Origin of the sequence: Arthrobacter sp. AL12 (genome assembly GCF_029960645.1) — a bacterium.
In the GTDB taxonomy this organism is placed as follows: domain Bacteria; phylum Actinomycetota; class Actinomycetes; order Actinomycetales; family Micrococcaceae; genus Arthrobacter.
In genome coordinates this window covers 12,734-35,785 of the sequence record NZ_JASBQY010000015.1, presented here as the reverse complement: position 1 = coordinate 35,785, position 23,052 = coordinate 12,734, and the positions used below count along the sequence as shown (strand labels likewise).

At 68.8% G+C, this 23,052-nt stretch carries 18 protein-coding genes; 11 read left to right on the top strand and 7 right to left on the bottom strand.

Going from position 1 to position 23,052, the window contains the following annotated elements; translation table 11 throughout:
• Positions 1–465: 465 nt before the first annotated feature.
• From QK291_RS14860 to QK291_RS14850, 3 genes are all read right to left on the bottom strand, one after another.
• Complete coding sequence (locus QK291_RS14860; protein WP_282383274.1) at positions 466–1,794, bottom strand: DUF4192 family protein; 1,329 nt, start codon at positions 1,792–1,794, stop codon at positions 466–468.
• Positions 1,795–1,908: 114 nt separating this feature from the next.
• The gene (locus tag QK291_RS14855) at positions 1,909–3,240 is read right to left on the bottom strand and encodes an MFS transporter (protein WP_282383269.1); all 1,332 of its coding nucleotides are present in this window, start codon (positions 3,238–3,240) and stop codon (positions 1,909–1,911) included.
• Between the two features lie 35 nt (positions 3,241–3,275).
• Entirely contained in the window at positions 3,276–4,214 is a 939-nt protein-coding gene (locus tag QK291_RS14850; protein WP_282383266.1) for a PAC2 family protein, read from the bottom strand.
• A gap of 292 nt (positions 4,215–4,506) precedes the next feature.
• Between QK291_RS14850 and QK291_RS14845 the strand changes: the two genes are divergently transcribed.
• From QK291_RS14845 to QK291_RS14825, 5 genes are all read left to right on the top strand, one after another.
• On the top strand, positions 4,507–6,033 hold the full coding sequence (locus QK291_RS14845; protein WP_282383265.1) for a leucyl aminopeptidase: 1,527 nt from the start codon (positions 4,507–4,509) through the stop codon (positions 6,031–6,033).
• A 251-nt stretch (positions 6,034–6,284) separates the two neighbouring features.
• Entirely contained in the window at positions 6,285–7,670 is a 1,386-nt protein-coding gene (lpdA, locus tag QK291_RS14840) for a dihydrolipoyl dehydrogenase (protein WP_282383264.1), read from the top strand.
• A gap of 125 nt (positions 7,671–7,795) precedes the next feature.
• Positions 7,796–9,553 (top strand): 2-oxoglutarate dehydrogenase, E2 component, dihydrolipoamide succinyltransferase, encoded by a 1,758-nt coding sequence (sucB, locus tag QK291_RS14835; RefSeq protein WP_282383262.1) that lies wholly within the window; start codon positions 7,796–7,798, stop codon positions 9,551–9,553.
• A 459-nt stretch (positions 9,554–10,012) separates the two neighbouring features.
• Positions 10,013–11,257 (top strand): IS110 family transposase, encoded by a 1,245-nt coding sequence (locus tag QK291_RS14830; protein ID WP_282383261.1) that lies wholly within the window; start codon positions 10,013–10,015, stop codon positions 11,255–11,257.
• A gap of 77 nt (positions 11,258–11,334) precedes the next feature.
• Positions 11,335–11,685 (top strand): hypothetical protein, encoded by a 351-nt coding sequence (locus tag QK291_RS14825; protein ID WP_282383259.1) that lies wholly within the window; start codon positions 11,335–11,337, stop codon positions 11,683–11,685.
• A gap of 86 nt (positions 11,686–11,771) precedes the next feature.
• On the opposite strand, the gene QK291_RS14820 is transcribed toward QK291_RS14825, so the two are convergent.
• Entirely contained in the window at positions 11,772–12,146 is a 375-nt protein-coding gene (locus QK291_RS14820) for a VOC family protein (RefSeq protein ID WP_282383257.1), read from the bottom strand.
• Between the two features lie 134 nt (positions 12,147–12,280).
• On the opposite strand from QK291_RS14820, the gene QK291_RS14815 reads away from it, so the two are divergent.
• Positions 12,281–12,709 carry an OsmC family protein gene (locus tag QK291_RS14815; RefSeq protein ID WP_056431323.1) on the top strand — a complete coding sequence of 143 codons (429 nt, stop codon included), beginning with the start codon at positions 12,281–12,283 and terminating at the stop codon, positions 12,707–12,709.
• Between the two features lie 103 nt (positions 12,710–12,812).
• On the opposite strand, the gene QK291_RS14810 is transcribed toward QK291_RS14815, so the two are convergent.
• Complete coding sequence (locus QK291_RS14810; protein WP_282383241.1) at positions 12,813–16,409, bottom strand: S41 family peptidase; 3,597 nt, start codon at positions 16,407–16,409, stop codon at positions 12,813–12,815.
• 74 nt (positions 16,410–16,483) lie between these two features.
• On the opposite strand from QK291_RS14810, the gene QK291_RS14805 reads away from it, so the two are divergent.
• Positions 16,484–17,386, top strand: coding sequence for a TIGR01777 family oxidoreductase (locus QK291_RS14805; protein WP_282383239.1), 903 nt, complete (start codon positions 16,484–16,486; stop codon positions 17,384–17,386).
• A gap of 132 nt (positions 17,387–17,518) precedes the next feature.
• Here QK291_RS14805 and QK291_RS14800 read toward each other — a convergent pair whose 3' ends face one another.
• Positions 17,519–19,336, bottom strand: coding sequence for a serine/threonine-protein kinase (locus QK291_RS14800; protein ID WP_282383237.1), 1,818 nt, complete (start codon positions 19,334–19,336; stop codon positions 17,519–17,521).
• Positions 19,337–19,444: 108 nt separating this feature from the next.
• Here QK291_RS14800 and lipB point away from each other — a divergent pair, with 108 nt between their 5' ends.
• The 4 genes from lipB to QK291_RS14780 all read left to right on the top strand — a co-directional run bounded on the left by lipB (position 19,445) and on the right by QK291_RS14780 (position 22,456).
• Entirely contained in the window at positions 19,445–20,113 is a 669-nt protein-coding gene (gene lipB, locus QK291_RS14795) for a lipoyl(octanoyl) transferase LipB (RefSeq protein ID WP_282383235.1), read from the top strand.
• The gene (gene lipA, locus QK291_RS14790) at positions 20,110–21,117 is read left to right on the top strand and encodes a lipoyl synthase (RefSeq protein WP_282383234.1); all 1,008 of its coding nucleotides are present in this window, start codon (positions 20,110–20,112) and stop codon (positions 21,115–21,117) included. The genes lipB and lipA overlap by 4 nt, the downstream gene beginning before the upstream one ends.
• A gap of 89 nt (positions 21,118–21,206) precedes the next feature.
• The gene (locus QK291_RS14785) at positions 21,207–21,968 is read left to right on the top strand and encodes a DUF4191 domain-containing protein (protein WP_282383233.1); all 762 of its coding nucleotides are present in this window, start codon (positions 21,207–21,209) and stop codon (positions 21,966–21,968) included.
• Positions 21,969–22,081: 113 nt separating this feature from the next.
• A complete protein-coding gene (locus tag QK291_RS14780) occupies positions 22,082–22,456 on the top strand; it encodes a DUF3817 domain-containing protein (protein ID WP_282383232.1) in 375 nt (124 codons plus the stop codon).
• A 66-nt stretch (positions 22,457–22,522) separates the two neighbouring features.
• Here the strand turns inward: QK291_RS14780 and QK291_RS14775 are convergent, their stop codons facing one another.
• A complete protein-coding gene (locus tag QK291_RS14775; protein ID WP_282383229.1) occupies positions 22,523–22,960 on the bottom strand; it encodes an RDD family protein in 438 nt (145 codons plus the stop codon).
• Positions 22,961–23,052 lie beyond the last annotated feature (92 nt).

Genomic DNA, 23,052 nt, shown 5'->3' with positions numbered 1-23,052 from the left:
TTTCTAGCGGCGGTCTGTGGAATCACCATACGGGCAACACCACTATGACCCTGTCAAGTCCGTGTTTCACATCAAGTGCAATCACGACCAGAAGAGCCACTAAGTAGAACTCCCGGGGCGACCGTAATGTTCCCTGTTTCCACGGTCCACTACAAGCACTTAATACACGGACCCAACCGGGTCTCGGCAACCATTGTCTCACGGTTTTCTTAATCGGAACCGACACGGGACGCGGGCCGCGATATCCGTCGGCGCCCGCACAGCCCACAGTGTTCGCCCGGGGTTTGCCCGGAGGTGGCCGGGGGTTTGCCCGGAGGTGGCCGGGGGTTTGCCCGGAGGTGGCCGGGCGTTTACTCGGGGGCCGGGCGTTTGCCCGGGGGTGGCCGGGCGTTTGCCCGGCGGGGGCCGGGTGTTGGTCGGCGCTGGTCTGCGGTGGTCGACAGTGGCTTGTCGTTGGCGAGCCTGTCAGGCAACGTCCGGCTCGAACCGCTGCCAGGCCGCCTCCCTCCTGGCCGCCCAGCCGCAGAGCGTCCCGCGGCTGACCAGCTCCGCCAGCAGTTCGGCCAGCCGGTAGCCCGGGAACTCCTGGTCCGCGCGGCGGAAGAGTGCATCGGCGAAGGATCCTTTGCCGCGGCACCACTCAATCCAGCCACGCCCCGTCAGCGCAGCGGCTCCCGCCTCACCGCCGGCGGCGCCCAGCTGCTCCAGCACCCGGTCCAGGCGTGCCATCCAGGCCCAGTCCGGCAGCGGGGGCGCCAGACCTAGCAGGACCTCACCGTACCCGGGAACTTCCGGCCGCTCATGGCCGCCTCCACGTTCGGTGCCGTCTCGCCCGGCGCCCTCTTTCCTGGAGCTACCGCCCCTGGAGCTCTGTCGGCTGGGCGCCGGGCCGGGCGGCGGGAAGCCATCCAGCGGAGGCATCGGAGCCGGCGGCCGCGACAAGGGTCCGGCGGCAGGACGGGGACCGCCCTCTCCGGGATCCGGTCGCCCGCCGTCGAACACACCGAAGTCCTCTGCCCCCCGCTCAGCGGTCTCCGGCCCGGCAGCCGCCATCACCAGCACCGCGTCGCGCCAGGACGGGACGCACAGGGTCGCGCGCAGGTAGCCGGTGAGCGCCGTGGACAGTGTCGGTGCGGGGGCCTGCAGCACCCGCGCCCACACGTCCAGAACCTGGCCGAACTGGCACCTGTCCCGCACGAGGGCGGAGAACAGCTGCGCCCACTCTTGCTGGGCCTCCAGCACGGCGGGATCCGGCGGACCCGGCGGCGGCGTGAGCAGTGCGGCGCCGGGAGCCGCTCCCACGGTGCTGCCGCGGTAGACCATCTCGGCGTTGAGCCTGCTGTTCCTGATCTCCTCCACGGGACGCCCGGGTGGTGCGCAGCAGGACGGGTCCAGGCAGTAGGCGTTGCGCCAGTAGTCGGCTCCGACCAGCCAGGTGTCCCGCACGGGCATGCCGGCGTCAGCCAGTGTGACTTCCAGCGCCGCCAGAAGTTCCGCCCACGGCGCGCCGTCCCCGTCAGTTTCGGTGAACAGGGCCAGCAGTGAGCCGTCCGCATCGGCGTCGGCCGCCAGATAGGACGCCACGGAACGGGCAAAGCCTGCCGGTCCGGGAGTGCCGGACCAGTCCGGGCTGCCGCCGTCGCCCGGGAGGTCCACCCGCAGCGTGGCGCCGAGAAGTTTGCCCTGCATGGTCATGGCCACGAGGCTGCGGGCCGGCCAGTAGCCCAGGGAATGCGGGATGAACCCGAGGATGTCCTCCGGGCCGGTAATTCTCAGGTGATCGGGAGCTGTCATGAAGCCAGCTTCGCGGCCCGGACAGGCCCGCGTTAGGGCCGGCGTGGCCTATGTGGACAACCCGGGTCACAGCATGGCGTGGGCCCGGCGGCAGGCCGGGCCGGGTTTCCGCGGTCAGGGCGTGCGGCGCCGCTCTGCGCTGCGCCGGCGCTGTTCGGCGAGGGCCGCCAGCAGCGGCGGCACCCGGACGCCCTGGGCCGCCATCTGCTTCCGTACCTTCCGGCGGCTGACAACGATGGCTCCGGCCCCGCCGGCGAGCAGCAGGAACTGCACGCTCAGGGCGATCCGGAACGGATCGAGCCCATACAGCTCGCCCTGCGAGAAGCCGGTGGCGTGCAGCACATCCAGGACCAGGCCGATCAGGTAGATGGCGATGAGGGAGGCGATGAAGCCGCCCACGTTCACAATCCCGGTCGCGGTACCGATCCGGTGGGCCGGGTTAAAGGTGCGGGCAAAGTCGAAGCCGATCATGGAACCGGGGCCGCCGATGGCGAGCACCACCACCAGCCCGGCCAGCAGCCACAGCGGGGAGCGTCCCGGAATGAGCAGCACCGCCGCCCACGCCGCAGCGGTGGCGGCGGAAATTAGCAGCACCATGGTGGAGCGCCGCAGCGGGTGCCGCGCGACGAAGCTGCCCATCAGCGGCCCGGCGGCGATGGCCGCGGCCACGTACAGCGTCATCAGCGCCGAAACGGCCGGCGTTTCCAGGCCCTGCGCCGAAATCAGGAAGGGGTAGCCCCAGGTCATCGCGAAGACGGTGCCGCTGAACTGGACCGTGAAGTGGCTCCAGAGCCCCAGCCGGGTGCCGGGCTGCCGCCAGGCATGGGAGATGGAGATCCCGGTGGCGCGCAGCCCTTGGGCCGGTTCCGGAGCCGGGTGCCCGGGAGGCCGGTTCTGGAGCAGGACCAGTACAAGCACCACAGCGAGGACGGACATGGCCGTGAGCGTCAGGAACGCGGGGGTCCAGCCGGCGAGGTTCAGGATCAGGGCGAAAGGCAGCACGCTGAAGAGCTGGCCGAGCTGGCCGGACATTCCGGTCAGCTGGGTGAGCAGCGGGACGCGGGCGGCGGCGAACCAGATCGGAATCATCCGGATCACGGCGATAAACGTCATCGCATCGCCGGCGCCTACCAGGACCCGGCCCAGCACACCGCCGGGGATGTTCTCGGCAAAGGCCAGCTGAAGCTGCCCCAGACCCATCAGGACGGCGCCGCCGGCGATCATGGCCCGGGAGCCGAAGCGGTCCACGAGGATGCCGACCGGAATCTGCAGGGCCGCGTAGACCAGGAGCTGCAGCACGGTGAAGAAGGAGATTTCGGCCGCGCTGGCGTGGAAGCGTTCCGTGGCCTCCAGCCCCACCACACCGAACGAGGTGCGCTGGCTGACCGCCACAAGGTACGCGAAGACCCCGACGATCCAGATCAGCCAGGCGCGGGGTGAAGTCACTCCCCCATTATGCCCAGCGGAGAGAAAAATAGTATTTATTCGCCGGGTTCTTTACGCGCCAGGTAGGCCTCGACGGCGGCGCCGAGGTCATCGGCGTTGGGCAGCTGGTCGTTCTCATCGGCGAGCAGGGACCGGCGGACGGTCCCCTCGGCGTTCTCGTCGTACCGGGTTTCGAGCCGCGCGACCACCTGCTGAACCTCCTCCGAGGCCTCAATCTGCTCGGCAATCTGGCGCCCGACGTCCCGACCTGCTTCGCGGAGCCGGTCGCCGGGCAGCATCAGCGAGGTGGCCGCCCCGAGGTATTCGAGTCCGGCGACGGCGGCCGTCGGGTATTCGGCCTCGGCGAGGTAGTGCGGCACGTGCATCACGTAGCCGGCGACGTTGCGGCCGGCCTCCGAGAGCCGCAGTTCCAGGATATGGCCGACGGCGGCGGGAACCTCGACGGTGGGTTTCCACACCGAGATGCCCTCGATGAGGTCCGGTCGGTTGCCGTGCACCGTCACTCCGACGGGACGGGTGTGCGGGACCGGCATGGGGATGGAATGGATCCAGGTGACGAGGTTGACGTCCAGTTCCTCGACGATGCCCACGACGGCGCGCGCGAACCGCTCCCACTGCAGGTCCGGTTCGAATCCGGCCAGGAGCAGGAACGGGCTGCCGAGCCCGTCAACGAGGCGGTACAGGGCCAGGCGCGGCGCCTGGTAGTCCTGCAGGTGGTCCTCGACGAAGCTGATCTGCGGGCGGCGGGACCGGTAGTCGATCAGCTGGTCGGCGTCGAATTCGGCCACCATCTCGGTGTCCAGCGTGTCCAGCAGTTCGGCGGTGATCTGCCGGACGACGTGTCCTGCGTCGGCGAATCCGGTGAAGCCCATGACGAGGTTCAGCCCGCGCAGCTCCGGGCTCTGGAACAGCGCGTCATCACGCAGGTAAAGCGATTCGGGGTCCAGCAGGGAGCCGGAAATCCGTTCAAGCACGGCATGTTCCTTTCTTCGTAGTCAGTGGGCAGCCGGACGGGCCCTGCGGGGCGCCAGCGCTGATATCGGGTACAACACGGCGGAGTGTCAGCTCATTCCTGATCGGGGTGTGCTCCAGCTCTCATTCAATTGAACACCCGCGCCGCGGAGAGACTACGATCGGAGCTGGCCTTATGACGGCTTGCAGACACCTGGGTTACGTCTCAAACCGGCGGCGGCCCAGGCTCCAAGGCAGGGCGGAAGAACATGCAAGTTCCTGCCGAAATTACTCAGAGAATTGAGGACTGTCCTCGTGGTCAAGAATACTGAAGTCAAACTTAGTGCAGTCGCAGGGGACCTTAAGAAGTCCCCCAGCGACGCCCTTGTCATCGGCGTCGGGCAGGGCAAGGACGGCCCTGTCCTGCTCAGCAACCCCCTGACGGCCAAGGCCGCCGAAGCCCTGGCGGAATCACTGAGTGTTCTTGGCATCACCGGGGCGGCCGACCAGGCCCACCGCCTCCCGGGCCCGGGCGAGGCCGGGGCGAAAGTCCTCGTGCTCGCCGGCGTCGGAAAGATTTCCGCCGCGCAGCCGCTCACCGAAGAGGCCCTCCGCCGCGCCGCCGGCTCGGCCGTCCGCCAGCTGGCCGGCCTCGGCACGGTCACCCTGGCCCTCCCGACGGCGTCACTCGGCGACGTTGCCGCCGTCGCCGAGGGCGCCGCGATGGGCGCCTACTCCTTCACCGAATACCGCTCCTCCAGGGAGGACCTGAAGGATCCCGTCAAGAACGTCGTGATTGTCACGGACTTTGCCGCCAACAAGGCCCTGTTGCCGGTACTGGACCGTGCCGCGCTGATCGGCAAGGCCGTCAACGCCACCCGCTCCCTGGTCAACCAGCCGCCGAGCCACCTCTACCCCGAATCCTTCGCGGACGCCGCCAAGGAACTGTCCAAGGGACTGCCCGTCAAGGTCACCGTATGGGACGAGAAGCGTCTGGAAAAGGAAGGCTTCGGCGGCATCCTCGGCGTCGGCAAGGGTTCCACCCGGCAGCCGCGCCTGGTCAAGGTCGAGTACTCGCCCGTCCGGGCCACCGCCAAGATCGCCCTCGTGGGCAAGGGCATCACCTTCGACACCGGCGGCATCTCGATCAAGCCGGCCCTCGGCATGGGCGACATGAAGTCCGACATGGCGGGCGCCGCCGTCGTCCTCAACAGCGTGCTGGCCATCGCCGGACTCGGCCTGCCCGTCAAGGCGACCGCCTGGCTCTGCATCGCCGAGAACATGCCCTCCGGCGCCGCCCAGCGCCCGGCCGACGTGCTCACCATGTTCGGCGGCAAGACCGTCGAGGTCCTCAACACCGATGCCGAGGGCCGGCTGGTCATGGCGGACGGCATCGTCGCCGCCAGCCAGGAGTTCCCAGACGCCATCATCGACGTCGCCACCCTCACCGGCGCGCAGCTGGTCGCCCTCGGCAACCGCACCGCCGGCCTGATGGGCGCCGACTCCGTCACCGGCCCGCTCAAGGCGGCCGCGGACCGCGCCGGCGAGCTGGCCTGGCCGATGCCGCTGCCCGAAGAGCTGCGCCCCAGCCTCGACTCCCAGGTCGCGGACCTCGCCAACATTGGCGAACGCCACGGCGGAATGATGACGGCGGCCGTCTTCCTGCGCGAGTTCGTGGGCAAGGGCAAGGACGGCGAGCCGATCCCCTGGGCCCACATCGACATCGCGGGCCCGTCGTTCAACAACGGCAGCCCCTACGGCTACAACCACAAGCAGGGCACCGGCTGCACCGTGCGCACGCTGGTGGCCTACGTCGAGGACATCCTGGCAAAAACCGCCTAGGCACGATCCGCCCAGCCGTCCGCGCGGCCTGGTGGGCCGGCAGCCTGCCCGCCCGCCAGGCCGCGTGACACTGGACACAAGCGCTCCACAAACGCCACGGCAAGGTGGAGCATGTATTAGTGGTTCGCTAAGGTGAACACCGGTAGTCACAAATGAAAGGGAACTTACCTGCTGGCATAATCACGGCAGGGAAGTTCCAAGACCAGATGATGCGTACTCTCGTGTCATCGTTCACGCGAGGGAGCGTTTTAGTGGCCGATCAGGCAACTGCGCAAGAATTCGACATCCTGGTACTCGGCGGCGGCAGCGGCGGCTACGCTACTGCCCTGCGTGCCGTTCAGCTCGGCCTCACCGTCGGCCTGATCGAAAAGGGCAAGCTGGGCGGCACCTGCCTGCACAACGGCTGCATCCCCACCAAGGCCCTGCTGCACTCCGCGGAACTGGCCGACCACGCCCGTGACTCGGCCAAGTACGGCGTCAACGTCACCCTGGACAGCATCGACATCACCGCTGTCAACGCCTACAAGGACGGCATCATTGCCGGCAAATTCAAGGGCCTGCAAGGTCTCATCAAGGGCAAAAAAAGCATCACCGTCATCGAGGGCGAAGGCAAGCTCCAGGGCACCGACACCGTCGTCGTGAACGGCACCGCGTACAAGGGCAAGAACATTGTTCTTGCGACCGGCTCCTACTCCCGCTCGCTGCCGGGCCTGGAAATCGGCGGCAAGGTCATCACCTCCGACGAAGCCCTCACCATGGATTTCATCCCCAAGAGCGCGATCATTCTGGGCGGCGGCGTCATCGGCGTCGAGTTCGCCTCGGTCTGGAAGTCTTTCGGCGTCGATGTCACCATCATCGAGGGCCTGCCCTCCCTGGTCCCGAACGAGGACGCGACGATCGTCAAGGCCTTCGAGCGCGCCTTCAAGAAGCGCGGCATCAAGTTCTCCACCGGCACCTTCTTCCAGGGGGTTGAGCAGAACGGCGACGGCGTCAAGGTCACCCTCGTGGACGGCAAGACCTTCGAAGCCGACCTCATGCTCGTCGCCGTCGGCCGCGGCCCGGTCACGGCCAACCTTGGCTACGAGGAGGCCGGCGTCACCATCGACCGCGGCTTCGTCATCACCAACGAGCGCCTGCACACCGGTGTCGGCAACGTCTACGCCGTGGGCGACATCGTCCCCGGCGTCCAGCTGGCACACCGCAGCTACCAGCAGGGCATCTTCGTCGCCGAGGAAATCGCCGGCCTCAAGCCGGTCGTCGTCGACGACGTCAACATCCCCAAGGTCACCTACTCCGAGCCCGAAATCGCCACGGTGGGCTACACGGAAACTGCCGCCAAGGCCAAGTTCGGTGACGACCAGATCCAGACCCAGGAATACAACCTCGCCGGCAACGGCAAGAGCTCCATCCTGGGCACCAGCGGCCTGGTCAAGCTGGTCCGCCAGAAGGACGGCCCCGTCGTCGGCGTCCACATGATCGGCGCTCGCATGGGTGAGCAGATCGGTGAGGCCCAGCTGATCGTGAACTGGGAAGCCTACCCGGAGGACGTCGCCCAGCTGGTCCACGCACACCCGACCCAGAACGAGTCCCTGGGCGAGGCCCACCTGGCTCTGGCCGGCAAGCCCCTCCACGGCTGATAGTTCGGCCCGCACCACCGCAAGACCTCCGTGCTTAGTGCACCCGGCCCGAAACGCCGGGTGCACTAAGCTCGACCAAGGCAGCAATCATCCGCACAAAGATCAATAAGGAGAACGGGGACGACATGTCTGAATCCGTTAACTTGCCCGCCCTCGGTGAGAGTGTCACCGAAGGAACCGTCACCCGCTGGCTCAAGCAGGTAGGTGACCGGGTAGAGGTGGACGAGCCGCTGCTCGAGGTTTCCACCGACAAAGTAGACACCGAGATCCCCTCTCCGATCGCCGGCGTGATCGAGGAAATCCTCGTCGCCGAAGACGAGACCGCTGAAGTTGGCGCGCCGCTGGTGCGCATCGGCGACGGCTCCGGTTCCGCCGGCTCGGGCGAAGCCCCCGCCGCCGAGGCACCGGCCGAGGAAGCGCCGGCAGCCGAGGCTGAGGCACCCGCCGCCGAGACCCCGGCCGCCGCAGAAGCGCCGGCCCCCGAAGCTGAAGCACCCGCCGCCGAGGCCGCTGCTCCCGCCGGCGAAGGCCACGAAGTCACGCTCCCCGCCCTGGGCGAGAGCGTCACCGAAGGCACTGTCACCCGCTGGCTCAAGAGCATTGGCGACACCGTTGAGGTTGACGAGCCGCTGCTTGAGGTGTCCACCGACAAGGTCGACACCGAGATCCCGTCACCGGTTGCCGGCATCCTGCAGGAAATCCGTGTCGCCGAGGATGAAACGGCCGAGGTCGGCTCGGTCCTCGCCGTGATCGGTTCCGGTGCGGCTCCCGCGGCAGCTCCCGCAAAGGAAGCCCCGAAGGAAGCGGCAGCTGCTCCGAAGCAGGAAGCTGCCCCGGCCGAGGCCCCCAAGCAGGAAACCCCGAAGCAGGAGGCCCCCAAGCAGGAAGCCCCGAAGCAGGAGGCCCCGGCTGCGCCCGCTGCTGCCCCCGCCGCGGCCGCGGAGTCCGGCTATGTCACTCCGCTCGTCCGCAAGCTGGCCAACCAGCAGGGCGTGGACATCTCCTCGCTGGCCGGCACCGGCGTCGGCGGCCGCATCCGCAAGCAGGATGTGCTGGCCGCGGCAGAAGCCAAGGCTGCCCCCGCGCCCGCTGTGGCTGCCCCCGCGGCCCCGGCTCCGTCCGCTGCTCCGGCGGCGCGTCCCTCCGCTGACCAGTCCTCGCTGCGCGGCACCGTGCAGAAGGCCCCGCGAATCCGCCAGGTCATTGCCCGCCGCATGCGTGAGTCGCTGGATATCTCCACCCAGCTGACCCAGGTGCACGAGGTCGACATGACCAAGGTCGCCAAGCTGCGCGCCAAGGCCAAGAACTCCTTCCAGGCCCAGAACGGCTCCAAGCTGACCTTCCTGCCGTTCATCGCCAAGGCTGTGGCCGAGGCCTTGAAGCAGCACCCGAAGGTCAACGCCTCCTACGACGAGGACAAGCAGGAGATCACCTACCACAACGCCGAGCACCTGGCGATTGCGGTGGACACGGACAAGGGCCTGCTGGTGCCGGTCATCGCCGACGCCGGCAACCTCAACCTCGCCGGCCTGGCCGGCAAGATCGCCGACGTCGCGGACCGCACCCGCAACGGCAAGATCGGCCCGGACGAGCTCTCCGGCGGAACCTTCAGCATCACCAACATCGGTTCCGTGGGCGCCTTGTTCGACACTCCGATCATCAACCAGCCGCAGGTTGCCATCCTCGGCACCGGGGCGATCGTCAAGCGGGCCGTCGTCGTCGCCGACGAGAACGGCGATGACTCGCTGGCCATCCGCTCGATGATGTATCTCTCCCTGACGTACGACCACCGGCTGGTCGACGGCGCCGACGCGGGACGCTTCCTGCAGACGCTGAAGGCACGCCTTGAGGAAGGCGCCTTCGAAGCCGACCTGGGGCTCTAGCCTCCAAGGGCAAGGAATACCGACGGCGACGGCGGTGCGGACAGCGGTGGGAAACCACCGGAACCCGCGCCGCCGTCGCCGTTTTATTGGCCGGCGTGGCGCGTCGCCAGACCGGGCGGGTCTTACTACGGAGCGTAGAATCCTCTGGCTAGTTTCTGAGGGGCGCTTCGCTCCGCCGTGGGCATGGAAAATGCGGTGATGTCCTCTTGGCGCTGATGGATCTCTGGTGCTTTCTGAGGCTCTGAATCAGACTTGTTGTGTGTGTTTCGGTCGACCCCGATGCGTCTATGGTGCCGGTGAGCCTGTGGGCTAGTTTGTGGGTGGAGGACACAGCTTTTTGTCCGCGGGACCGTGGATTGTTGCCGTTGAGCCCGGATGTCAGAGTTGTTGTTCCATCCGTCCTCCCCGGAACGCATACTCTCTTTTTCCTGCTGGACGGACTGGGAAGGGTGATCCGCCATGGAAGTGATCCACCCGCGGTGCGCGGGCATTGATGTTTCGAAGAAGGACGCGAAGGTCTGCGTCCGTATCCAGGGCCGCGGGCCCAGATCCACGACGTCAACGGCCACCACCTGGGGTGCGATGACCGGGCAGATCCTGGACCTGAAGGACTTCCTGCTCAAGGAGCAGGTGAGCCTGGTGGTGATGGAAGCGACCAGTGATTATTGGCGGCCCTTCTATTACCTGCTCGAGGACGAGGGCCTGGCCGTGATCCTGGTCAACGCCCGCGATGCCAGGAACGTTCCGGGACGCAAAACCGATGTCTCCGGCGCCGCCTGGCTGGCCGATCAGGGTGCCCACGGGCTGGTGCGTGCCTCCTTCGTGCCCCCGCCCCCGATCCGGGAACTGCGGGACCTGACCCGGGCCAGGACCATCATCACCCGGGAACAGACCCGGGAGATCCAGCGCCTGGAGAAGCTCCTCGAGGACGCCTGCATCAAACTCTCCTCGGTGGCCTCGGACATCACCGGCGTCTCCGGACGTCTCATGCTGCAGGCACTGATCAAAGGCCAGGACGATCCGGCGGCCCTGGCAGAGCTCGCCCAGCGCAGGATGCGTTCAAAAATCCCCGAGCTCACCGATGCGCTGACCGGCCGGCTCAGCCGCCACCACCGCTACATGGCGGAACTGTATCTGCACCGGATCGACGCCCACACCGCCGACATCGAGGCCCTGAGCGCCAGGATTGAGGAGGCGATCGCGCCCTTTCGTCTGGCCCGGGAACTCCTGATCAGCATCCCGGGATTCAGCACCACGATCGCGGAGGTCTTCATCGCCGAAACCGGAGCCGACATGACCGTGTTCCCCAGCGCGGGGCACCTGGCATCCTGGGCCGGCACCTCCCCGGGGTCCAACGAATCCGCCGGGCGGGTCAAGTCCACGAAAACACGCCCCGGTAACCGCTACCTCAAAGGAGCCCCGGGCATCGCTGCGCTCTCGGCAGCACGGTCAAAGAACACCTATTTCTCCGCTAAGTACCGGCGCATCACCGCCCGGCGGGGACCCTCCAAAGCACTCGTCGCGGTCGAACACGCCATGCTCACCGCAGCCTGGCACATGCTTACCACCGGCGAACTCTACAAGGACCCCGGCGCCGACTACTTCACCCGTCAGGCACCAGCCAAAACCAAAGCCCGCGCGATCGGTCAGCTCGAGTCCCTGGGCTACCAGGTCATCCTCGAGCCCCTGCAACAGACCGGATAACCACCGGCTACAACGCCTACCCCACGAGGCCAGTCACCCACACATGGTCCCGGAAATTTTCATGTCAGACTGATGCCATGAATATCGTCTATAACGTCATGGTCTTCCTGCACATCGTCGGCGCCGCCATGATCGTGGGCATCTGGATTGGGCAGATGAAGCAGCCCACCGTGCACCCGCGCCAGTTCGACGGCGCCATGCTGCAGCTCCTCACCGGCATCGCGATGATGGGGCTCATCCCGGCCCTGGACATGGATGCCAACTACGCCAAACTCGGCGTCAAGCTGGCCGTTGCCCTGGCCGTGGGCGTCCTGGCGTTCATCGGCCGGCGCAAGTACAAGAAGGGCGAGGAGGTCGGCAACGGCCTCGCGCACGCCGTCGGCGGACTGGCCCTGCTCAACGTGGCCATCGCCACCCTCTGGACGTAGACCTCCCGCCGGAAACAGCCCTCCCGCCAGCGGCGACGGCGACGCACCCTCACGGGGTGCGTCGCCGTCGTCGTTCTCCCGGAACCTCAGTCGCCGGCGATGCAGAATTCATTGCCCTCGGGATCCTGCATCACGTCCCAGAGGAAATCGCCGATGTCATTACCCTCCACGAACCCGGCACCGAGCGACTCGGCGAGGGCACGCAGCGCACGGGGATCGGGCCCGTGGATGTCCAGGTGCAGCCGGCGCCTTCCCCCGGTGGGCAGCCCGACCTGCTGGAAGGCCAGCTGCGGGGCCCCTGGGCCGGCAGGGCGGAGCCAGACGAACTGTTCGAGGCGCGCCGAAACCGGGGTGCCCAGCAGTGCCGCCCAGAATGCTGCCAGGCGCTCCGCGTCCACCGCGTTGACCATGATCGTGGCGATGCGCACCGAGGGCGCGGCGCCGGGGTCGCTGTTGTCCATGTCGACACTGTACGTGGTCACAATCCTCCGATAGCGGACACCGGTGCGCCGAGGCCGCAGAATCCCTAGGATGGGACACGGCATGATCCGGCTTCGCCGGGTCTGCGGGATTTCAACGAACTTGAGGAGTGGACATGGCAGCTACACGCACCGCACACACTGTATGGAATGGCGACCTGATGACGGGCGCCGGCAACACCACGCTGGACAGCTCCGGCCTGGGCAACTTCGATGTCACCTGGAAAGCGCGCGCGGAGGCCTCCGAGGGCAAGACCAGCCCCGAAGAGCTCATCGCCGCGGCACACTCGGCCTGTTTCTCCATGGCGTTCAGCCTCGCCGTCGCCCAGGCCGGCCACACGCCCGAGGAAGTCAACACCAAGGCTGATGTCACCTTCGTGCCTGGTACCGGCATCACGGACAGCCACCTGACCGTCAGCGCGCGCATCCCCGGGATCACGGAGGACGAATTCCAGCGGATCGCGGAAGAAGCCAAGGTGGGATGCCCGGTCTCGGCCGCCCTGACCGGCATCAAGATCACCCTGGACGCCACCCTGGCCTCCTAGCTTCCGATGCCTTAACGGCGAAGGCCCCCGTTCCCTGACTTGGGAACGGGGGCCTTCGCCGTTAAGGCATCGGCGGGCGGCTGCCCGGCAGGCGAGCGGCGGCCTAGTTGCCGGGCTGGCGGGCCGGCAGCGGGGCAGGCCGGACCTGGCGGTAGCCCTCGCGCAGGGGCGGCCGGTCGGTGGGCAGCTCCTGGATCATTTCCTTCAGGGCGCCGATGCCGTATTCCAGCTGCGGGTCGGTGCCGGCGGCGTACGCGTGCGGCGGGAAGGTCACCTCGATGTCGGGGGCGACGCCGAAGTTCTCGACCCCCCAGCCCACGCCGCCGGAGAACCAGGTGGCGTAGCGCGGCTGGGTCACGCCGGTCCCGTCGGCCAGGGCGAAGCGGTTGTCGATGCCGACGACGCCGCCCCAGGTCCGGGTGCCGATGACCGGGCCGATCCCCCGCAGCTTGGAGACCTGGGTGATGATGTCGCCGTCGGATCCGGCGAATTCGTCGGTCAGGATGATGACCGGTCCCCGCGGTGCGTGGTGCGGGTACGTCCGCGGCCGCTCCCCGCGCGGCATGCTCCAGCCGGTGACCTTGCGGCCGATGAGCTCCGCGACGAGCTGGGAGGTGTGCCCGCCGCGGTTGCGCCGGACGTCTACGATCAGCCCGTCAAGGGCCGTCTCGGTGTCGAGGTCGCGGTGCAGCTGGGCCCAGCCGTTGGCCATCATGTCGGGGATGTGCAGGTAGCCAAAAGTCCCCTGTGAGGCCTGCCGGACGGTCCGGCGGTTCCCGGCCACCCACTCCTGGTACCGCAGCCGCTCCTCGTCCCTGACCGGGACCACGGCCACCCGGCGCTGCCTCCCAGCCTGGCTTCCGTGCCCGGCGCCGTTGCGCAGCGTGAGCTCGACGGCACGTCCCGCGGCGCCGACCAGCTGCATGGCGGGCGTGCGCACTGCGGTCAGCTCGACGCCGTCGATCGCCAGCAGCACGTCGCCCGTTTTCGCGTCCGCGCCGGGGCGGGTCAGCGGCGAGGTGGCGAGCGGGTCGGAGGACTCCCCCGCGAGGATCCGGGTGATCTCCCAGCCCGCTCCGGTGAAGGCGAGGTCCGCGCCGAGCCGGCCCTGGCCGTTGCTGCCGTTCTCGGTGACAGCAAAGGGGCGGACGTAGGCGTGTGAGGTGCCCAGCTCACCGTGGAGCTCCCACAGCAGGTCCACCAGGTCATCGTGCGAGCCGAGCCGGTCCACGATCGGACGGTAGCGGGCGTGCACCGAATCCCAGTCCTGCCCGGCCATGTCTTCGGCCCAGAAGAAGTCGCGCTGGAGCCGCCAGGCCTCGTCGAAGGCCTGTCCCCAGACGCTGAGCGGGTCGAGCAGCACGCGGATGCGGCTGAGGTCGACCTTGACCAGCTGCCCGGCTTCCTCGTCCGCCTTGGCGTTGGCGGGCGAGACGCGGATCTGCTTGTCCTGCAGGACCACGACCTTCTCGCCGTCGCCGGAGAGCCGGTAGCTGTCCAGGGCGTCCACGATGGTGGTGGTTTTGCGCCGGGCCAGGTCGAAGCGGACGAGGCAGGGCGCCGCGTTCTTGTCCTCGAGGCTGGCACGGCCGTCGCCGGTGACGCCGAAAAGCTCGTGGTCGAGCCAGAGCAGGGCACCGTCGGTCGCCGTGAGGGCCGAGTAGTTGCCCTGCGGCACCGGCACGCTGATGACGCGGTGGGCCAGGCCTTCGGCGTCGACCCGGACCGCGGGCACCTGGTCCTGGTGGGCACCCTCTGCGTCGGTGCCGGCACCGGCGTCGGTGCCGGCGTCGTCCTGCAGGTCAACGCTCGGGCCGAAGGGCGAGGCAGTGTCCGCGGCGAGGGCCACGAGGTAGGGCTTGATCGGGCTCGGGAAGGACAGGTCGAAGGAGTGACCGTCGTAGACCGGGTCGAAGCTGCGGTTGGAGAGGAACGCCAGGTATTTTCCGTCCGGGGTGAACGACGGCGATTCATCGCGGAAGCGCCCGTCGGTGACCTCGATGATGGTGCGTTCCCCGCCCGCTGCGATACCGGCGTCGTCCACACCGGTGATGCGCAGCCGGCTGCGGGAGCCGAAGGAGGTGACCGGCTCGGACCAGCCCAGCCAGGCCGAGTCCGGAGACCAGCTGAAGCCTTCGATGCTGCCCTCGCCGATGCTGCTCACGACGGACAGGGCGCCGGTCCGGGTGTCGGCGAGGTAGATGTCGCCGAAGGCGGTGCCGACGGCGAGCCAGTTGCCGTCCGGGCTGGCCTCGATGGCACTGGCCCTGGTCGGCTTGGGGAACTCGATCCTGGTCAGGCGGCCGGACGGTTCCTGCGTCGCCGGGACGGTGCCTTCCGCAGGCCCGGCGGTGTCGGCAGCGTCGTCGGCAGTGGCCGGGGTAGCTGCGGCCGGACGCGCTGCCGGGACCGCGGCCACGGTGCCCGGCCGTGCGTTGGCTGCGGCCGGGACCGGGCTGGGCAGGTGCGTGGCGGCGTCGGACTCCCCGCCCGGACGGGCTGCCTGCTGCGGGGCCGGCGCGGCCGGCTGCCCGGCCTCGTGCCCGGCGGCGGTTCCCGCGTCCGGGGTCCCGGAAGCCGGGGAGGCGGAAGCCGGGGATCCCGTCTCCAGGGGCGCCGCGATCGCCTTCAGGTAGAGGGCTTCGACGCCGTCATGGTCGGCCACGTAGGCGATCCGGCCCGCGCCGAACGGGCGGGGCAGGCGGGCCCGGACACCGGGGGTGGCTTCGAGGACGCGCGAAGGGCCGTCCTTGTGCCGCAGCCAGTGCAGGGTGCCGTGGGACTCGACGGCGCTGGAGCCGCCGGTACGGTCCGGCACCACCTCGCCGAGGTGCTTCGACGGCTTCAGCGGCGCGCCGCGGCGGGCCTGGGACGCGGATCCCAGGGAGATCTCAAGTTTGACGGCCTCCGAGCCGAGGTCCGGCAGCAGCCACAGCTCACCGGCGGATTCGAAGATGACACGCCGGCCGTCGGTGGCGGCATGCCGGACGTAGAAGTCCTCATGGTCGGTGTGGCGGCGAAGGTCGGAGCCGTTGGGGAGTACGGAGTAGAGGTTGCCGTAGGCCTCGTGGTCGGAGAGGAAGGCGATCCGGCCATCGACCCACATCGGGTCTGTCAGGTTGCCGTCCAGTTCAGCGGCGAGGCGTTCGAATTCGCCGTTTCCGTCGGCGTCGATCCAGAGCTTGCCGGCAGCGCCGCCCCGGTAGCGCTTCCACCACGCGGGCTCCCGGGAGAGGACACTGGCGAGGACGACGGGTCGTTCGTCGCCGACGACCGGCCCGAAGGCCACGGACTCCACCGGACCCAGCGGGAGTTCGGCGGCCCAGCCGCCGCTGACCGGCAGGCTGTAGGCGTGGGCGAGGCGGCTGTCGGCCTGGCGGAAGGCGCTCGTGACCAGGACGTCGCCGTCGGGGGTGAAGCCCTTAACTTTGGTGGTGGCGTGGCCGAAGTAGCTCAACTGCCGGTAGCCGCCGCCGTCGACGTCCGCCGTGACAACTTCCGGGGCCGTACCCTGAATGACCGTCCATACGAGGCGCTTGCCGTCCGGCGTGAAGCGGGGATTGCGGGCCGGCAGCTGCAGCGAGGAAACGCGCCAGGCGCGGCCCCCGCCGAGGGGCGCAATCCAGACGTCGTCCTCGGCCACGAAAGTGACCAGATCGCCGTGCAGATGCGGGAAACGGAAGTAACTCGAAGAGGTCATCGTTAGATCATAGTCAAGGCGGGCCCTCCCGCCCGGGAGGTATCCCTGCCGAGCCGGGCATGGTGAGATGGATCATGCGAATCATTATTGCCGGAGCCTCCGGGCTGATCGGAACCGCCATTTCCAGCACCCTGCGCAGCGCCGGGCACGACGTCGGCACGCTCGTCAGGCGGGCGCCCGCGGCGGCGTCGGAGTTCCAGTGGAACCCCGCGGAGGGCAGCATCGACGAGACCGCACTGACGGGGGCCGACGCCGTCATCAACCTCTCCGGCGCCGGCATCGGCGACCGGCCCTGGACCCGGTCCCGCATCAACGAACTCCGCAACTCTCGTCTCGGACCGACGCGGACGCTGGCGGCGGCCATGGGGCGACTGGACAACCCGCCGGCAGTCTTCCTGAGCCAGTCGGGCTCCAACTACTACGGCAACGCCGGACAGGTGCTGATCCGGGAGAGCTCCCCCGCCGGCAGCGGTGTGCTGGCCGGGATCTGCGCCGACTGGGAAGCGGCCGCACACGAGGCTCCGGCCGGCGTCCGGGTGGTCACTCCGCGCACCGGAGTCGTGCTGAGCCGTTCGGGCGGTGCGCTGGGACGGCTCATGCCGCTGCTGCGCCTGGGCGTGGGCGGACCGCTGGGCAACGGCCGGCAGTACTGGCCGTGGGTCACGCTCCCTGATGTGGCCGGCGCCTTTGAATTTCTGCTCAACAGCCGCCTGTCCGGCCCCGTGAACCTCTGCGCCCCGGAGGTCGCGGACGTGAATTCGCTGATCGCGGCGCTGGCAGCGGCCCTCCACCGGCCGGCGGTGCTCCGCGTCCCCGCCCCGGTGCTGCGGCTGGTGATGGGCAAGCTTGCCGAGGAGCTGCTGCTCTCCAGCCAGCGGATGGAACCCGCTGCCCTGAGCGGGGCGGGCTTCGAGTGGCAGCACCCCACGCTCGCCCAGGCCGCCGCGTGGGTGGTGGATCGCGACACGGAATCCTGAGACCCGCAGGCGGCTGATCCGCGCCGGTCCCGGCGGGAACTAACCGCCAGCAGTACCGGCGTCGGCGGGAGCTCCGGCGGCGGGGGCTCCGGCGGCGGGGGCTTCGGCGGCGGGGGCTTCGGCGGCGGGGTCCTACCTGTCCATATCGGTGGGTGCTCCGGCAGCGGGAAGGATGTCCTGGACCCGCCAGCGTCCCTCGACCGTCGCCAGGACGAGCCGCAACTGCTGTTCCGGTGCGGCCGCGGCGTCCGCCAGCACCGCCCCGGTCCCGTCGCGTTCCTGATAGGCGGAGGTGCCCGCGGTGACGGCCACGACGGCCAGCGATTGCCCGCTGTCCCCCGTCGGTGCCGCGTCCTGTGCCACGCGGGTCAGGAGGGTCGTGAATCCCGCCAGCACCCGGCCGGTTTCCTTGAGCCTGGCGCTGATCCGTCCGTCCGCCGCGGCCGCCGCCGACGCCGGTACGTTGACCTGCTCCAGCAGGCCGAAGTCCCCGGAGCTGAACGCCAGGCAGCGGAGCCGGGCCAGCCCGCGGACCGCCTCCTCGGGGTCGGGTGAAGCCAGCTGCGCCTGCACATCAGGCGGAAGGGAAGCAGCCGGCGATGCGGCAGGGCCCGGCGACCCGGAAGACGCGCCAGGACCCGGCTCCGCACCGGGGCCCGGCGACCCGGGCGCCGGGGCGGACTCCGTAGCGGACCCGGCGTCGTTGACAGCAAATCCCGGGAACGACGCGGGCAGCCCGGCCCGGGTGAACCCCCACGCGGTGGCAAGGACACTCATGAGGGCCAGGCCCACGGCTACCGCCCGGAGGCCGCGGCGCCCCGGCCGTGCCGGGCGGGCGGCGGAAGGCCGGTCGGAGCCGGGCCGGAACGAGAGCCCGAACGAGCGTCGGCCGGTGATGCCCCGGCCGCCCGAGCGGCGCGCGCCACGTCTGCCGGCACCGCGCCGGGCGCCCGGACGCACGGAAGGTCGAACCCCGGCACCAGGTGACGCGGCGGCTGGCAGCGGGGCGGCCACGCGCGGCCCGTGGAACCGGTCGGGCAGGGACCGGAGCTGTTCCACCCGACGCCCCCGTGCCTTACCGGGCAGGGTGCGCCGGGTCAGCAGCTGCGGAATAACCGTGGGGTGGACCGAAACGGACAGGTCCACCGGGGCGGCCACGGCGCTGCGGTGAACGGCAGCGGCCAGCTCTGCGGCAGTGGGCCGGAGCCTGCGGTCCTCCTGAAGTCCGGATTCCAGCGCCGCGGCCAGACCAGGCGGAACCCCGGGTACGAGCAGCGGCAGCGGCGGCCGCTGCGCGCCCGGCTCAGGGGCGCGGCCGGTCAGGCAGTACCAGCCCAGGGCCGCAAGGGAATACACATCGCGTTCCGGTTGCAGCCCGGCCCGGACGGCGTCCACGGGCGCCGGGTCGCGGAAGCCCTCGGTTCCGGCGTCGGGCACCGCCGAGGCGTCAGCCACCATGCGGGCCACGCCCAGATCGGCCAGCAGCGGTTTGCCGTGGGCGGTGAACAGCACATTGCCGGGAGCGACGTCACCATGGGTGAAGCCGTGACCGTGCAGGTAGGCGAGGGCCTGGGCGATCGGAGTCAGGACGGTCACGGTTTCCCCCGGCCCCAGGCTTCCCCGGCCGGCCACGAGCTGTCCCAGCGAGCCGCCCGCGGCGTAGTCCATGATCAGCCCGAGGCTCCCGGCACGCGGCCCGTCCAGCCGGACGACGTCGTATGCCTTGACCAGGTGCTCGTGGTCAAGGACGGACAGGATCCGCACCTCGTGCCGGATCGTCTCCTCGCCTTCGCCGTCGCTGGCGAAGAAACACTTGAGTGCGTAATCGCGACCACTCGCTTGTTCGGTCACCAGCCAGACGGCGGCGCCGCCGCCGCGTCCGAGGCAACGGCCGACGTCGTATCCGGGAACCTCTGGCTCGGCGGCGGCGGCGGGTGCGTGATCTTCCATAACCAAGGAATAGCGGATCCGGCGGAATCCTGCAGGAGTTATCCACAGGGGGTGAGAGCTTCGCCACAGAATCGGCCGCTGCGACAGCCGGGGTCTAAGCTGGATGCCATGACTCTTGAGTTCTCCCAGCTGGGTCTCGACCCGGAATTCGTCGATTACACGCGCGGCTGGGACATCCAGCGCGAACTCCATGGGAGGGTCCTCGCCGGCACCGCACCCAGCACGGTCCTGCTGCTGGAGCACGCCGCCGTCTACACGGCCGGCAAACGCACGGAAGACCACGAACGCCCCTTTGACGGCACGCCGGTCGTCCCGGTGGACCGCGGCGGCAAGCTCACCTGGCACGGCCCGGGACAGCTGGTCGGCTACCCCGTCATCAAGCTCAGGAACCCGGCCGGGATCCGCGACTACGTGGAGCGGCTGGAAGCCGTCATCATCGCCGTCCTGGCCGACTACGGCATCGAAGCGGTCCGGATCAAGGGCCGTGCCGGGGTCTGGATCGAGCAGGACGGGAAGGGCCCCGCACGCAAGATTGCCGCGATCGGCATCCGCGTCCACGAGGGCGTCACCATGCACGGCTTCGCGATCAACTGCAACAACGACCTGGCGCCGTACGCCCAGATCATCGCCTGCGGGATCACCGACGCCGGCGTCACCACCATCGCGCAGGAGACGGGCCGGAACGTCACCCCCGCCGACCTCGTGTCGCGGATCATCGAAGAACTGCGCAACAATGAAGAAGCGCTAGTTGCAACCCATGAAGGAGCTCTACTGTGACCCTGGCACCAGAAGGCCGGAAAATGCTGCGTATCGAGCAGCGCAATGCGGCCACCCCGGTGGAACGCAAGCCGGAATGGATCAAGGCCAAGGTCCAGATGGGCCCCGAGTACGTGCAGCTCAAGAACCTCGTCAAAAAAGAGGGCCTTCACACCGTGTGCGAAGAGGCCGGCTGCCCCAACATCTTCGAATGCTGGGAAGACAAGGAAGCCACCTTCCTGATCGGCGGCTCCGAATGCACCCGGCGCTGCGATTTCTGCCAGATCGACACCGGCAAGCCCTCCCCCGTGGACGTTTTCGAACCCACGAAGGTGGCCCGCTCGGTCCTGGCGATGCAGCTCCGCTACGCCACGGTTACCGGTGTGGCCCGCGACGACCTCGCCGACGAGGGCGTCTGGCTCTACGCCGAAACGGTCCGCAAGATCCACGAACTCAACCCGGGCACCGGCGTCGAGCTCCTGATTCCCGATTTCTCCGGCAAGCCGGAGCACATCGAAGCGATCTGCGACTCCAAGCCCGAGGTGTTTGCCCACAACGTCGAGACCGTCCCGCGGATTTTCAAGCGCATCCGTCCGGCCTTCCGCTACGAGCGGTCGCTGGACGTCATCACGCAGGGCCGCAACCTCGGCATGGTCACCAAGTCCAACCTGATCCTGGGCATGGGCGAGACCCGCGAGGAAATCTCCGAGGCGCTCCGGGACCTGCACGACGCCGGCTGCGACCTGATCACCATCACCCAGTACCTGCGCCCGAGCGAGCGGCACCTGCCGGTTGACCGCTGGGTCAAGCCGCAGGAGTTCGTGGATCTGCAGCAGGAAGCCGACGAGATCGGTTTCCTGGGAGTCATGAGCGGTCCGCTGGTGCGCTCCTCCTACCGTGCAGGCCGGCTCTGGGCCACCGCGATGCGCAAGAAGGGCCTGGAGATCCCGGCCCAGCTGGCCCACATCGAAAGCTCCGGCAGCACCCGCCAGGAAGCCAGTTCGCTGCTCGCGGCGCGCGCCTGAAACCAGTTGCCATGATCGCGGCGAAGGGCCGGCACCGGAGGAATCCGGCGTCCGGCCCTTCGCCGTCCATCACGTAGAATTAAGGCACTATGGCGAATTCCCCTGATTCCAGCAACTCCACTCCGGCTTCTGATGCTCCGAAGCGCGGCCTCTTTTCCCGAAAGCCCAAGGTGGCCAAGGTCAAGAAGCCGAGCCGTCTGAAGCAGATCCGCGAGGTCTTCCAGATGACCCGCCAGCACGATCCGATGATTCCGTGGCTCATGCTGCTGGCGTTCCTCGGTGTCGTGGCTGTCAGCTTCGTCATCGGATTCCTGCTGGACAACTGGATCACGGGCCTGCTCATCGGCCTCCCGCTGGGCCTTCTCGCGGCCACGCTGATCCTGTCCCGCCGCGCCGAGCGCGCCGCCTTCGCCCGGATTGAAAACCAGCCGGGCGCCTCGGGTGCGGCGCTGGGCACACTCAAGCGCGGCTGGATCGTCGAAGAGCAGCCTGTCGCGGTGAACCCCCGCACCCAGGACGCCGTTTTCCGCGCCATCGGCCGTCCCGGCGTGGTCCTGGTCAGCGAGGGCCCCAGTGCCCGCGTCAAGCCGTTGCTCGACGCCGAACGCAAACGGCTCGCGCGCATCCTGCCCAACGTCACCATCCACGTGATTGAAAGCGGCCGCGGCGAGGGCCAGGTTCCGATCAGCCAGGTCGCCAAGAAGATGACCAAGATGAAGAATGAGCTGACCAAGCTCGAGGTCAGCACGGTTTCCAAGCGCATCTCGTCGCTCGGAAGCCGTCTGCCCATCCCCAAGGGCATCGATCCCTACAAGGCCCGCCCGGACCGCAAGGCGGCCCGCGGACGCTAAGCCACGCCAGCCTGCAGGAACGCCCCGGTACCCGCCTTTCAGGCCGGCAGCCGGGGCGTTTCCTTTGCCCAGCCCATACCGTCCCCTCGGGACAGAACCCGGAGACCCCCGCCATGAAACGTCCGTCCACTTCTGCCGTGATCCGCATCTTCCGGTTCCTGGCCATCGCCGAGGCCTTCAGCTGGGCCGCACTGCTGGTGGGCATGTTCCTCAAGTGGGTCACCCGGACCACGGAATTCGGGGTGCAGATCGCGGGCCCGATCCACGGCGCACTTTTTGTCGGCTACGGGATCGCGGCACTGAGCTTGTGGGGCCTGCAGCGCTGGCCGTTCCGGGTGGCCCTGTTCGCGGGGGCGGCAGCGGTGTTGCCGTTCGCCACGGTCTGGTTTGAGCGCTGGGCGGGCCGCCACGGGTACCTGACGGTCAAGGCCGGGCAGGACGCTGCGCAGCCGGTGCAGGAGCCGGCCGGCGAGACCGCCGGCGTTTAGCCGCTTCAAATCAACGAGGCGGTCGCGGCAATTCGCGCGCGGCGGCCGGGCGGGTCGCGGCGGAGGCTACATCCGGACCAGGACGGTGTTCATGGCCTTGTCGTGGAGCCCGCGGTGGTCCGGGTCGAAGATGACGGCGGGGATCACGAGGCAGACGAGGAGGCTGCGGACCAGGGCCGGCACGGGGCCGGCGGGGCCGCCGCTGAGCCGGACTACGTGGATCCCCACCATCCGGTGGCCGATGCTGTAGCCCAGGGTGCCGACGAGCAGCGCCTGTTCGACGGCGAACACGGCCAGGGTCGCCCAGGGATCGCCGGCGAAGGCGTAGTTGCTGATCAGCAGCGCGATGGCCCAGTCAACGCAGATGGCGGCGATGCGCCGGCCGGCCCGGGCAATGGACCCCGGCCCGGACTCGGGCAGGCCCAGCCGCTCCCCCGGGTACTTCGAAATGCCGGACGTGTCCGGCCCGGTGAGCCATGAACCTATGTCTTTACGATCAACCACCCTCCAAGCCTATCGGCAAATGGACGCCTCCCACCGCTGTTCAGAGTGTGGACAATCAGGGGCCACACTCTGGTCACGGATAGGCCACGTTG